This is a genomic window from Gordonia sp. CNJ-863 (genome assembly GCF_001942325.1).
Taxonomy (GTDB): Bacteria; Actinomycetota; Actinomycetes; order Mycobacteriales; family Mycobacteriaceae; genus Gordonia; species Gordonia alkanivorans.
Genome location: NZ_MKKG01000022.1, coordinates 370,434 through 383,046 on the forward strand (window position 1 = coordinate 370,434; position 12,613 = coordinate 383,046).

Annotated in this window: 12 protein-coding genes and 1 pseudogene; 4 read left to right on the plus strand and 9 right to left on the minus strand. The window is 66.8% G+C overall.

Features of this window, described 5'->3' with window-relative positions; all coding sequences use genetic code 11:
• Nucleotides 1-25 precede the first annotated feature (25 nt).
• A complete protein-coding gene (gene thyX, locus BJF87_RS13580) occupies nt 26-778 on the minus strand; it encodes an FAD-dependent thymidylate synthase (RefSeq protein ID WP_075863300.1) in 753 nt (250 codons plus the stop codon).
• Nucleotides 779-882: 104 nt separating this feature from the next.
• On the opposite strand from thyX, the gene BJF87_RS13585 reads away from it, so the two are divergent.
• Nucleotides 883-2,547 (plus strand): alkaline phosphatase, encoded by a 1,665-nt coding sequence (locus BJF87_RS13585; RefSeq protein WP_075863301.1) that lies wholly within the window; start codon nt 883-885, stop codon nt 2,545-2,547.
• Here the strand turns inward: BJF87_RS13585 and BJF87_RS13590 are convergent.
• The 4 genes from BJF87_RS13590 to BJF87_RS13605 form a co-directional block, all read right to left on the minus strand.
• The gene (locus tag BJF87_RS13590) at nt 2,544-3,311 is read right to left on the minus strand and encodes an HAD-IIB family hydrolase (protein ID WP_006359544.1); all 768 of its coding nucleotides are present in this window, start codon (nt 3,309-3,311) and stop codon (nt 2,544-2,546) included. The genes BJF87_RS13585 and BJF87_RS13590 overlap by 4 nt on opposite strands.
• Before the next feature lie 61 nt (nt 3,312-3,372).
• Nucleotides 3,373-4,599, minus strand: coding sequence for a winged helix-turn-helix domain-containing protein (locus BJF87_RS13595; RefSeq protein ID WP_075863302.1), 1,227 nt, complete (start codon nt 4,597-4,599; stop codon nt 3,373-3,375).
• Nucleotides 4,599-5,105 (minus strand): dihydrofolate reductase, encoded by a 507-nt coding sequence (locus tag BJF87_RS13600; protein ID WP_075863303.1) that lies wholly within the window; start codon nt 5,103-5,105, stop codon nt 4,599-4,601. The genes BJF87_RS13595 and BJF87_RS13600 overlap by 1 nt, the downstream gene beginning before the upstream one ends.
• Nucleotides 5,102-5,935 carry a thymidylate synthase gene (locus tag BJF87_RS13605; protein ID WP_035754128.1) on the minus strand — a complete coding sequence of 278 codons (834 nt, stop codon included), beginning with the start codon at nt 5,933-5,935 and terminating at the stop codon, nt 5,102-5,104. The genes BJF87_RS13600 and BJF87_RS13605 overlap by 4 nt, the downstream gene beginning before the upstream one ends.
• A gap of 81 nt (nt 5,936-6,016) precedes the next feature.
• Here BJF87_RS13605 and BJF87_RS13610 point away from each other — a divergent pair, with 81 nt between their 5' ends.
• Both BJF87_RS13610 and BJF87_RS13615 read left to right on the plus strand, forming a co-directional pair.
• Nucleotides 6,017-6,394, plus strand: coding sequence for an HNH endonuclease (locus tag BJF87_RS13610; RefSeq protein ID WP_187346503.1), 378 nt, complete (start codon nt 6,017-6,019; stop codon nt 6,392-6,394).
• An 88-nt stretch (nt 6,395-6,482) separates the two neighbouring features.
• Entirely contained in the window at nt 6,483-6,932 is a 450-nt protein-coding gene (locus BJF87_RS13615) for a nitroreductase family deazaflavin-dependent oxidoreductase (RefSeq protein WP_006359549.1), read from the plus strand.
• A gap of 24 nt (nt 6,933-6,956) precedes the next feature.
• On the opposite strand, the gene BJF87_RS13620 is transcribed toward BJF87_RS13615, so the two are convergent.
• The 4 genes and pseudogenes from BJF87_RS13620 to BJF87_RS13635 all read right to left on the minus strand — a co-directional run.
• A complete protein-coding gene (locus tag BJF87_RS13620; protein WP_006359550.1) occupies nt 6,957-7,826 on the minus strand; it encodes a TrkA family potassium uptake protein in 870 nt (289 codons plus the stop codon).
• 1 nt (nt 7,827) lies between these two features.
• Entirely contained in the window at nt 7,828-9,144 is a 1,317-nt protein-coding gene (nhaA, locus tag BJF87_RS13625) for a Na+/H+ antiporter NhaA (protein ID WP_006359551.1), read from the minus strand.
• A 179-nt stretch (nt 9,145-9,323) separates the two neighbouring features.
• Nucleotides 9,324-10,709: an HNH endonuclease signature motif containing protein gene (locus BJF87_RS13630; RefSeq protein ID WP_187346504.1), complete on the minus strand. Its 1,386-nt coding sequence runs from the start codon at nt 10,707-10,709 to the stop codon at nt 9,324-9,326.
• 215 nt (nt 10,710-10,924) lie between these two features.
• A pseudogene (locus BJF87_RS13635) lies at nt 10,925-11,167 on the minus strand (flavodoxin family protein); the annotation flags it as partial.
• Between the two features lie 22 nt (nt 11,168-11,189).
• On the opposite strand from BJF87_RS13635, the gene BJF87_RS13640 reads away from it, so the two are divergent.
• Nucleotides 11,190-12,605 (plus strand): recombinase family protein, encoded by a 1,416-nt coding sequence (locus tag BJF87_RS13640; RefSeq protein ID WP_075863305.1) that lies wholly within the window; start codon nt 11,190-11,192, stop codon nt 12,603-12,605.
• Nucleotides 12,606-12,613 lie beyond the last annotated feature (8 nt).

A 12,613-nucleotide genomic window follows, 5' to 3' on the forward strand; every position in this document is an offset into this window, starting at 1 on the left:
ACCGCCTCCGTATCCGTGACGGGTCTCACCCTTCCAGCACGAACGGTGAGGTCGCGACCTCGGTGCCGTCGGCGAGCGTGCCGATCTCGAAATCGCCGAAAACCGTGGGCGCCACCTGCATCAACTGCCTCAAACATTCGACGGCGAGCTGCCGGATCTCGACGTCGGCGTGCTCGGTGGCGCGCATGCCGACGAAGTGCCGCCACGCCCGGTAGTTGCCGGTCACGACGATCTTGGTCTCGGTGGCGTTCGGCAGCACCGATCGTGCCGCCTGACGTGCCTGCTTGCGGCGCAGGATCGCGTTCGGCACGTCGGCGAACTTCGCCTCCAGCGCATCGAGGAGTTCGGTGTAGGCCTCGCGACTCGCGTCGGTGGCGGCGGTGAAGAGCTCCTCGAGGTGCTCGTCGCCGACGATCGCCGGCGGCGCCACGACGTTGGAGTCGTGTTCGGGCACGAACCGCTGCGACAGCTGCGAGTAGGAGAAGTGCCGGTGGCGGATCAGCTCGTGGGTGCACGAGCGCGAGATGCCGGAGATGTAGAAGGTCACCGAGGCGTGCTCGAGCAGCGACAGGTGCCCGACCTCCAGGATGTGTCGGAGGTAGCCGGCGTTGGTGGCGGTACGGGGGTTGGGCTTGTCCCAGCTCTGGTAGCAGGCGCGGCCCGCGAACTCGACGAGCGCCTCGCCGCCCTCGGCATCCGTGCTCCACGGCAGGTCCTCGGGCGGGGTGAACTGGGTCATGGCGACCATCTGCACCTTCAGTGGCACCAACTCGGACACGCAGTCCCCTCCGTTCGACGTTTGTGTGCCCTGATTGTCCCCCACCGCTCCACGGGGCGTGGATTCGGCCTGAAGTCGCGGTCCGCGGTGGGTAAGGTCCCTATGTGTCCACTCGGCATGAGTCCACCCGACGGACTTTCCTGCGAACCGGTGCGGTCGTCACCGGCGCCGCCCTCACCTTGCCCGCCGTCGCCGAATCCGGCTCGGCGCAAGCCGCCCCGCGAAACGTCTTCGCTCACGGCGTGGCCTCCGGCGACCCGCTGCCCGACGCGGTCATCCTGTGGACCCGCATCACCCAGTCCCCCGCATCGACACCGGGTTCCGGTGTGGGACAACCATGTTCGGTCCGCTGGGAGATCGCTCGGGACGCTGGTTTCGGTGCGATCGTCGGTTCCGGGGTCGAGCAGACGTCGGCCGAGAAGGACTTCACCGTCAAGGTCGACGCCACCGGGCTGAGTCCGCGGACGACCTACCACTACCGGTTCACCGTGACGTCCGGACCGGCCGCCGGGGCCGTCTCGCCGGTCGGCCACACCCGCACCGCTCCCGCGACCGGGGCCGACGTCGCGCGGCTCCGCTTCGGCGTCGTGTCCTGCGCCAACTGGGAGGCCGGGTACTTCTCGGCCTACCGGCATCTGAACAACCAGCCGGACCTCGACGCCGTGGTGCACCTGGGCGATTACTACTACGAGTACCAAACCGGCCGGTACACCGGGAAGACCGGCGCGGTCCGCATCCACGACCCGCGCCACGAGATCCGCACACTGCGCGACTACCGAACCCGCCACGGGCAGTACAAGACCGATCCCGACCTCACCGCACTGCACCGGTCGACGCCGTTCATCTGCATCTGGGACGACCACGAGTCGTCGAACGACAGCTGGCGGGACGGCGCGGAGAACCATCAGCCCGGCGAGGGCTCGTGGATCGTGCGCCGCAGTGCGGCCCTGCGCGCCTACTCCGAGTGGATGCCGATCCGACCGGGCGTCGACCCGCAGGGCCGACACCTGTACCGCCGACTCAGGTTCGGAAAGCTGCTCGAGCTGTCGATGCTGGATCTGCGTTCCTACCGCGACCTCCAGGTCGACGCGGTGTCGTCACGCATCGACGATCCCGCCCGCACGATGATGGGCCGCGCCCAGATGTCGTGGCTGACCAACGGACTCGCGTCGTCGGAGACCCGGTGGCGAATCGTCGGCAACCCGGTGATGATCACGCCGGTGCTGATCCCGCCGCTCGACCCGCAGACCACCGGCGCGGTCACCGAGCTGCTCGGCGTTCCGCGGGAAGGTATCCCCTACAACGCCGATCAGTGGGACGGCTACGCCGCCGACCGCCGGCGTCTGCTCGACTCGATCACGAGCAACGGCGTCGACAACGTCGTGTTCATCACCGGCGACATCCACTCGTCGTGGGCCTGTGACATCCCCGTCGACGTCGCGAACTATCCCGGCGCCGGAACCGTCGCGACAGAACTGGTCGGGACGTCGGTGACGTCGACCAACATCGACGAGATGTTCAACGTGCCGGAGAACACCACCGGTCCGACGATCGCGGCCGCGTTCGGGGCCGCCAATCACCACATCCGCTACTGCGAGCTGGACTCGCATGGATACTCGGTGCTGACCGTCACGCCGTCCGCCACCCAGATGGACTGGTATTTCCTCAACGACAAGACCAACCCGCGTTCGGGGCAGTATTGCGCCAAGTCCTTCCGGGTGCGCAGCGGAACGCAGCGGGTCCAGCCGGTCGGGCGACCCGCGGTCTAGCTCTGATCCAGGATCGCCGACAGCTTGGCGTGGGTGTCGGGCCAGCCGTGCACGGCGATCGAGGTGATGCCGAGTGCCTTGACCGGGTAGTCGTTGCCACCCTCGTCGAGGCGGTCGCCGAAGAACAGGATGTCGGAGGTGGTCAGGCCGAGGATGTCCATCAGCTTGAGCGCGCCGTACGCCTTGTCGATGCCCTTCTTGGTGACGTCGACCGACGTCGAACCGCCGCTGCGGACCTCGAGGTCGGGCAGACGTTCGGCAGCGTAGGCGCGCAGCGACTCCTTCTTCGCGCCATCCGGGTCCCAGGCGGCCTTGGCGTCAACCGGGGCCTTCTGCCCGAGCGCACTGAAGGTGATCTGGCTGCCGCGGTCCTCCAGGATCTCGCCCCAGGTCTCGCTCTCCCAGATGCCGAGCGCCTTGGCACCGGTCTCGAGGACGTCGACCGTGCGCTTCTTCTCATCGTCGGTCAGGTACTCGGCGTAGACGGTCTCCCACTCGCTGCCCGCCCAACGGACGTACTGGGTGCCGCAGGTGGGCATCAGATGGAGGTTGCCGACGGAGTCGAAGGTGCCGAGGCGCGCGAGGACCTGCTTCTCGAACTGGGTGAAGTTGCCGCCGGAGATGATGCACCCGAGGCTCACGTCGAGCATTCGATGGAGCAGGTCCACCATCTGGTCATCGAGCGGGCTCTTCGAGGGGGCAAGTGTGTCGTCGAGGTCGAACATCACCAAGCGGTAGTCGTTGCCTTCATACGACACGGTCATCGTCGCTACTCTCCTTCTGGTCCCCGGATGTTTGTTCCGCTGGTTCGCGTTCTCCCGGTGCTCAGCATCCCATCACGACTCGGAGATCGCGCGCGAGGTCACCCTTCGTGCCGACCGACACGTCGTCGAGGTCGAGCCACCGCGCGAAAGTCCGCAGGTCGGCGGCCAATCGTTCGGCGACGGTGCCGCGATCGTGCCCGGACTCACAGAAGGCACCGAGTACCAACAGGGTTCGGGACCTGCGGTCGGCCTTGAGGTCGACGCGTGCGGCGATGTCGGTGCCCAGCAGATAGGGCAGCACGTAATAACCGTGGATGCGTTTGTGCTCGGGGACGTAGATCTCGATGCGGTAGTGGAAGTCGAAGAGGCGCTCGGCTCGCGGCCGGAAGAACACGAGCGGGTCGAACGGCGAGAGGATCGCCGAGGTGTCGATGCTTCGCGGCATCGGCGCACCGTCGGCGAGATAGGCGGGGTCGCGCCATCCGTCCACCGAGACCTCGTGCAGCACACCTGAATCCACCAGGTCGGCAACGGCCGGCCGGGCGTCGGCAGGTTTGATGCGGTAGTAGTCGGCGAGGTCGGCGACGGTCGCGACGCCGAGTGAACGCGCGGCCCGGGCGAGAAGATCCCGGTGTGCCTGCGCGCGATCCGGACGCTGCGCGGCGATGTCGGCGCCCACGACCCGTTCGGTGAGGTCGTAGTGACGCATGAAGTTGCCGTTCCGCACCGCCGACAGGTCGCCTGCGGCGAACATCGCCTCGCACAGGTGCTTGACCTCGCCGCGCTGCCACCAGCTCCCCGCCGTGCCCGGCTCGCGTTCGATGCCGAGCTTCTCCTCGATGGTCCGCGGCATCGCGGCACCGGTCTCCTCGATCACGCTGCGGACGTCCGCGGCGAGACTTTTGTTGCGGCGCATGACCTCACGCGTGTGTCGGTACCGCCCGTCGGCGAATTCGTCCATGCGCCAACGGAACAGCGGCCAGTCCTCGACCGGGATGAGTGCGGCCTCGTGAGCCCAGTACTCGACGAGGAGCCGTCGGCCCCTCGTCGGCTGCCACGCGGCGCGATGGAGGAGGTCGGGGTCATAGGGACCGAGCCGGCTGTACAGCGGCATGAAGTGCGCCCGCGCGACGATGTTGACCGAGTCCATCTGGAGCAGACCCGTCCGGCCGACGACGCGCTTGAGGTGGGCCATGGTCGGGGTGCCCGACGGTGCTCGATCGGCGAAACCCTGTGCCGCCAGCGCGGTTCGACGCGCCTGTGCCACAGACAGCCGTTCCGGTGCCATCAGCGGGTGTAGTCGATGAAGCGGTAGGGCGTACCGGTGGTCGAGGTCTGCCACTCCCCCTTGTCGGCCACCGTCCATCCCGGCCCGATCTCCGGCGCGAACGCGTCGGCTCCGGGGACGTCGACGTCGATCTCGGTGAGGCAGAGTTCGGTCGCGAACTGCATTGCCGCCCGGTAGATCTCGCCACCGCCGATGACACCGACGGTGTCGCCGTCGGCGAGATCCAACGCCTCCTCGACGGATCGGGCCACCACCGCACCGTCGGCGGACCAGTCCGGATTGCGTGTCACCACGATGTTGGTGCGGCCCGGCAACGGCCGGAACTTCGGTGGAAGGGAATCCCAGGTCTTGCGGCCCATGACGACCGGGTTGCCGAGGGTCTTCTCCTTGAACCGGGCCATGTCCTCGGGGACGCGCCAGGGGATGGTGTTGTCCCGTCCGATCGTGGCCCCTTCACCGGTGACCTCGCGGCCCTGCGCCCAGACGAGCCGGACTCGGCGGGTCACACCGCCACCGGCGCCTTGATCCCGGGATGCGACTGGTAGCCGACGATCTCGATGTGGTCGTACTCGTAGTCGAAGATCGAATCCCGCTTGCGTAGCTCGAGTTTCGGATACGGGTAGGGTTCGCGCGAGAGCTGCAGGTTCACCTGGTCGAGGTGGTTGTCGTAGATGTGGCAGTCGCCGCCGGTCCACACGAACTCGCCGACCTCGAGGCCCGCCTGCTGCGCCATCATGTGGGTCAGCAGCGCGTACGACGCGATGTTGAACGGCACGCCGAGGAACAGGTCGGCCGAGCGCTGGTAGAGCTGGCAGGAGAGCTTGCCGTCGGCGACGTAGAACTGGAAGAACGCGTGGCAGGGCGGCAGCGCCATCTGCGGGATCTCCCCCACGTTCCACGCCGACACGATGTTGCGTCGTGAATCCGGATTGGTCTTGAGCATCTCGAGAGCTGCGGAGATCTGGTCGATCTGCTCCCCTGACGGAGTCGGCCAGCTGCGCCACTGGACGCCGTACACCGGTCCGAGCTCACCGTTCGTGTCGGCCCACTCGTCCCAGATCGTCACGCCGCGCTCCTGGAGCCAGCGGACGTTGGAGTCGCCGCGCAGAAACCAGAGGAGCTCGTAGATGATCGACTTGAGGTGCACCTTCTTGGTGGTGATCAGCGGAAAGCCCTCGGCGAGGTCGTAGCGCAGCTGATGCCCGAAGAGACTTCTTGTGCCCGTGCCGGTGCGATCCGCCTTCGGGGTGCCCGTCTCGAGCACGAGGCGCAGCAGGTCCTCGTAAGGAGTGGGGATCGTCCCGGTCGATGAGATGTCGCGGATGGCCGTACTCACGGGTGTCAGTCTAGGCAAAGCCCCCGACACGTCGCCGCCCGCACGACACGCGGCAACCACCTGCTGTGACTGCAGTGACGCATGTGGCGTCGGGGGTATCCTCCTCCCGTGGCCACTCGCAGCACCACCCGCGCCAACCGCTATGCCAAGCGGCGTCGCAAGCGCGTCGCCTCCCGCGACAACGACCTCACCGACACCCAGTGGCTCGCACTCCAGGAGGCCTGGGGTGGGTGCGCGTACTGCGGCGCGGACGGCGTCGCCCTCCAGCGCGACTGCATGCTGGCGATCTCGCGGGGCGGCCGCTACACCGTGACCAACGTCGTCCCGTGCTGCGGTTCGTGCAATGCCAGCAAGTGCAATTCCGAGGTCACCTCCTGGATGCGCCGCAAGAAGCTCGACGAGAAGGCGTTCCTGGTGCGGCAGTACGAGGTGAGCAGGCTCCTCGCCGACGTCGAGTAGTGCGGAGCCCGATCTGGCAGGTCCGAAGTGTTCCGCGGAACACTCGGGAGGCGCACACTGAGACCATCTGGCGAAGGAGAGTTCGACGATGAGTTTCGAGACCTCGGCGGGTACGCGCGGCGGCCGGGTGCCGAAGGGCCCCTTCATGCGCATCGTGAACAAGGTCGTCGCGCCGATGATCCGCCGTAAGGGACAGTTCGGCGGGATGAATGCGCTCGTGCTGACGACCGTCGGCCGCAAGAGCGGTCAGGAGCGGGCCACCCCGCTCGCCTGGTTCCCGGGCCCCGACGGCAGCTGGCTGATCGTGGCGTCGGCGAACGGAGCCGTGAACAACCCCGGTTGGTACCACAATTTGAAAGCGAACCCCGAGAAGGCCCGGATCGAGGTGGGCGGCAAGACCGTCGAGGTCCGCGCCCAGCAGCTCCACGGCGACGAACGCGCCCAGGCCTGGAATCAGATCAGCAAGAACGAGCGGTTCGCCGGGTATCAGGAGAAGACCGATCGAGAACTGCCGATCATCAAGCTGACCCCCAGGTAGGTGTTCCGCGGAACATTGCCGCGGTCAACGGTCCTCGGGCCTGTCGACCATCGACAGCCGTGTTCCCGGAGTCAACAGGTCATCCACCACCTCGACGACATGTGGTGTCCGAGTCGCAATTCCCATGAGGCGCCCCGCGGTCGCCGCGGAGACGACGACGGTGTCGGCACCCGATCGGCGCAGCAGCGACACGTTCTGCGCGTCGCGGACCACACCCGCGATGTTGGCCCCGGGACTGAGCTGGCGGGCGGTAAGGGTGATGAGGACGGCTGTCGCGTCGCTGTGAACAGCGATGAGGATGGCACGGGCCGCGCCGGCCTCGGCCAGCTTGAGGACCTCACTCCGTGTGGCGTCTCCACGAACAGCCACCAGGTTGAGCGATTCCGCGGCGTCGAGCGCATTCGGGTCGCTGTCGACCACCACGAGACTCGCGGTGTCCACGCCGGCGTCGATGAGCGCGCGGGCCGCACTTCGACCTTTGGTGCCGAAGCCGACGATCACGTGATGGTCGCGCAGGTTGTGCCGCCACCGTTGAATCCGCCACGCCCGACGAGACCGTTCGGTCAGCACCTCGAGAGTCGTCCCGATCAGCACCACCAGGAACAGGACGCGCAACGGCGTGACCACGAGAACGTTGACGACTCGAGCTCCCGGGGTCATGGGAGCGATGTCGCCGTAACCTGTGGTCGAGAGCGACACGGTGACGTAGTACAGACAGTCCAGGAGTGTGAGTGGAGCATCCAGTGCGTGGCTGTAGGCATCCCGGTCGACGTAGACCACCGCCGTCGCGATCGAGATGACGCCGACGGCGATGGCGACGCGTATACCGATCGCACGTACTGGATTCTGTGCGCGTTCGGGAACGTTGATCACGCCGAGTCCGGTCTGCTGCATGTCACTGCTCTCGCTGGTAGACGTCGGGTATTCCGTCGTGGTCGTCGTCACGCGACTCTTCGCGAGCGACTGCGCGGTAGTGACGATTTCGTAGGCGAAGGAGAACCGCGGCCGCCGACGCGGAGATGAGGGAGCCGGCCAGGACCCCGATCTTCACCAGCTCGTCGCGTTCGGTGCCCGATTCGTAGGCGAGGTCACCGATGAGTAGCGACACCGTGAATCCGATTCCGGCCAGCATCGCGACGCCGACCACGTCGATCCACCGCACGTCGGCGTCGAGCGATGCGCGGGTGAAGGTGGCCAGCAGGGCGCTGGTGCCGACGATCCCCACCACCTTGCCGATGACGAGCCCGAAGACGATGCCGAGCGCGATGGGATCGCCGAGGGCGTCGCGGAGACCGTCGAGCCCGCCGATGGCGACGCCTGCGGCGAAGAAGGCGAACACCGGGACCGCGAAACCTGCTGAGAGGGGCCTGATCCGGTGCTCGAACTGTTCGGCGAGACCTGGCTTGGCCGAGTCGTCGGATATCCGGTGCAGGACCGGGACGGTGAACCCGAGCAACACCCCCGCGACGGTTGCGTGCACTCCTGACTCGTGGACGAACGCCCATGTCAGCACCGCGAGCGGAAGCAGGATCCACCAGGCGCGTATCCCCCGCTGTACACAGATCGCGAACGCCGCGAGTGGCAGCAGCGCGAGCGCCAGGGCCGAGCCGTTGATCGTGTCGCTGTAGAACACCGCGATGACGGTGATCGCGAGCAGGTCGTCGACCACTGCCAGGGTCAGGAGGAAGGTACGCAGCGCCGCGGGCAGGTGTGTGGAGATCACCGCCAGCACCGCGACCGCGAAGGCGATGTCGGTGGCCGTCGGGATGGCCCACCCCTGTACTGCGCCGTCGCCGGCTCGTGCGGTGAATGCGACGAAGATGACGGCCGGTACCGCCATGCCCCCGATGGCGGCGACCACCGGCAGCGCGGCCCGGGCGGGGTCACGCAGGTCGCCGGCGACGAATTCTCGCTTCAACTCCAGGCCGACGATGAAGAAGAAGATCGCGAGGAGGCCGTCGGCCGCCCAGGTGGCGAGGGTGAGGTCGAGGTGCAGGCCGAGGGCGTCGGTACCGACTCGAACATCGGCGAGATCGAAGTACGCCGCCGACCATGGGGAGTTCGCCCACGCCAACGCCGCCACGGTGGCAACGAGGAGGAGCATCCCGCCGACGGTTTCCTTGCGGAGGATGTCGGTGATGCGGGAGGTCTCCGGCCAGGAGCCTCGCGCGAACAGGCGTGGTTTCGGTTCAGGGTGCTGAAGTGAGTGCATGGTCGTCCTCAGTGGTGCGGCAACGTACGCGTCGCCGCCGACCGCGGATCACGACCAACGACAAACACGCAGCCGACCAGACTTCCCGGCACTCCGGGAGAAAGCTTAACAGCGCACCGGACAATCGGCGTCACGAGCGTTCCGCGGAACGCTCTGCACTCTGGGCGGGCCGGCCTGAATCAAGCTGCCGCAGGATTGGCCGTCGACTGGCGCTCCTTCCATTCCCACACCGCGTAGATCACCTCGGTGGCGTACCCGAGATCGAGCTTCCCGCCACCGATCGGCACCGTCGCACCCGCGGCAATCCGTCCGTCCGGTCGCCATTGTCCGGACGCGCCTGTCGGTGGACTCGACTGAATCACCGAACCATCGGACATATGGAACGAAAACCGTTGCTGCCCAAGTCCCTTGATCGCAAACTCGCCCCGATGCAATGCTCGATGACACGAGCCGCACAACAGAATCAGGTTGTCCAACTCGGTCTCCCCACCGGCCGACCAGAACACCACATGATGCGCATGCAGATGCCGCGTCCGCCCACATCCCGGCGTCTGACAACACCGATCCCGCAGGAACAACGCCCGAATCATCGCCTTGGACGGAGCCCGCTGCTTGCGCCCCAACCCCAACAACGCCCGCTTCCCCGGACTCCCCGCCACCCGGCGGGACAACGCTTCCCGCAACGACGCACCACACGCCGCTTCCTCTACCTCGGCCTCCGACAACGCCGGACCGTCATCCAGATGCGCATGCTCCACCCCGTCTCCGACATGGATCAAGATCTCGGCCCCGGGAGCGAGGTCGGGCATCGCGATTCCCTCATGCACCGCATCGGCCATCGCCACCACCGCCGCAGCAATATTTGACGGTACGTTTCGCCACAGATCCCGACGATTCGCCGGCTTCACCTCCGAATCCGTCTCCCCGGATTCGGTTTCCAGTTCGCCGGGAGTGTTCCGCGGAACACTCGGCAGGTCCGGATCGCCCATCGTGCGGGCGCGTTCATACTCCGCGCGCACCGTCCCCGCCAGAAACCGCGCCCCATCAAGAGGCGTCAGTGTCATCGACACCGACAACGATCCATCCGCATTCCACTTCCACCGAGCCGACGACTCCGCCGGCGGCGTCAACTCCCCACCATCGCTGTAGCCCCGGTCGATCTGCCGCATCGCCCGCACCGCCTTCTCCAGCTGCGACGCCGTGCACGACAACGCCAGATTCACCAACTCCGGCTCCCGCATCGGCGTGGCCACCCGCGTCAACGCTCGCACCTTGGAATACGTCAGCCGACCTTCGCTGAAGTGCTGCCGGATCAGCGGGAGCTCGCGCAATGCCTTCGCGACCCGCACCTGTTCGTGCGCCGTCCGCGGCGCAATCCCCGCCTTCCAGGAAAGCCAGTGCGCCAGTGAGTGAATCCCCGGCCCCCGCCACGACTCCCGCTCATCCAACTCCGCCACCAAATCAAGAAGATCGGCCGTCAACGCTGTGATCTGTGCGGCGTAACCGAGCACCCGAACCTCGAGCACCTCGTCCGACAACGACTTCGGATCCGCGCCATCGAACATCGACGACACACCCTCGGCACGTAACGCGGTAACAGACATCCCGACCCCCCAGCCAGTTCGAACAGGTATACGAACAAGCTATCGCCGGGCACCGACAATTCTGCAGGTCACAGACTCGCAAGTGTTCCGCGGAACACACGGCGCCAATGGACGACGGGGGTTGATCGAGGCGAAAAGGAACGAAGCCGCCGGCCCAGGGGACGCGGCCGAGGACACTAGCCCATGAGCTGCGCCGCAACCGTCGCGCCCAACTCCCAGCACGCTTCGCGGTCGACTTTGGTCGGCTTCTCCGAAACCACCACGTACTCAGCGGATTTCACCCAGCCGAGGCCGGTGGTGATGGAGGTGAGGGCCTTCTCCGCGCCCTCGGTTCCCTGGTTGCCGTGGAAGTACGCACCGAACGGGCGACCCTGCGTCGAGTCGAGGATCTGGTAGTAGCTGACGTCGAAGGCGTGTTTATTAGTCGTAAACTCTCTTACTATGAACACGCCCGCGACCAGCGCAATCATCTACACCCGCGTCTCCCGCGACAACGCAAAGGGCCGATCCGTCGCCGAGCAGGAGGCCGAGTGCCGGGCAGTGTGCGAGCGGGAGGGCTGGCCGGTCGCCGAGGTGATCTGCGACAACGATCGGTCGGCGAGCCGGTATGCCCGCAAAGACCGCCCCGGCTTCGACCGGCTCCGCGAGATCGTCGCCCCGGGGCACGTGATTGTGTGTTGGGAGGCGTCACGGCTCTCACGTGATCTCGGCGCGCTTATCGGGCTGCGCGATCTGTGTATCGAGCGAGGCGTGGCGATGTCGTATGGCGGGCAACTCGTCGACCTCGACGAGCCCAAGTTCGTCATCGACGGCATGATGTCCGAGCAGGAGGCCAAGAAGACCCGCGAGCGCATCCTCCGGGCGCACCGGGCCAACCTCGCCGATGGAAAGCCTCACGGACGAGTTCCGTACGGCTACAAGATCGTTCGTGACCCCGAGACAGGCAAGTCGATCGGCCGGACCCCCGACCCTGACCGCGCTCCCCTCGTTCAAGAGGCCGCGCGTCGGGTGCTGGCCGGGCAATCGTTCGGCTCGGTGGTCCGTTGGATCGAGACGAAAGACCCGATCGGGTGGGACTCGGCGAAGCTGCGTCGCATTCTGCTCAACGCGACCTACGCCGGGTACCGCACCGTCAGCGCCACCATCGACGGCAAACGCGGCCCGCAGGAAATCCACGGTAAGGGCACATGGGAGCCGATTCTCACCGACGAGCAGCACCATGACCTCGTGGCGCTGTTCGCGGGCCGCAAGACCGGGCCGCGTGGGGTGCCGGTGAAGCATCTCCTCACCGGCATCGCTCGGTGTGCGGTGTGCGGCGAGTACGTCTGGAAGGCGCGCGGCGGCCGCCGCAAAGACGGGACCGGCTACGTCGTCTATCAGTGCAAGGAGCACTGTGTCGGCCGAAATATGGCGGCGACCGACGGCGTAGTTCTCGCGGTCGTCGAAGGCATCCTGACCGCACCCGAGTCACTAGCCGCGCTGGCCGAGGTACCGGCGTCTGACCCCACCGCCCCGGCACGGCTGGCCGAGCTACGTCATCGCCTTGAGGACGTCGAGAACGAGATCGCCGAGGGCCGGATGCCGCCGAGCACCGGCGCGCGGGTCGCGACCCGACTGGAGGCGCAGATCGCCAACGCCGAGGCCGACACGACACCGGTGTTCACGGACCCGTTGATTCGCGACCTCGCGACCGCCCCGGACCCGATGGCGATGTGGCGGGAGCTACCGCTGGTCGCGAAGCGTGAGTTCATCCGGTCGACCATGACCATCACCATCGACCGCGTCGGCCGGGGCCGGTGGCACAAGCCGTCTGACGCGATCACGATCACGCCTCGTCGCCCTGTCGCCGTCCACTAGGGCTGTGC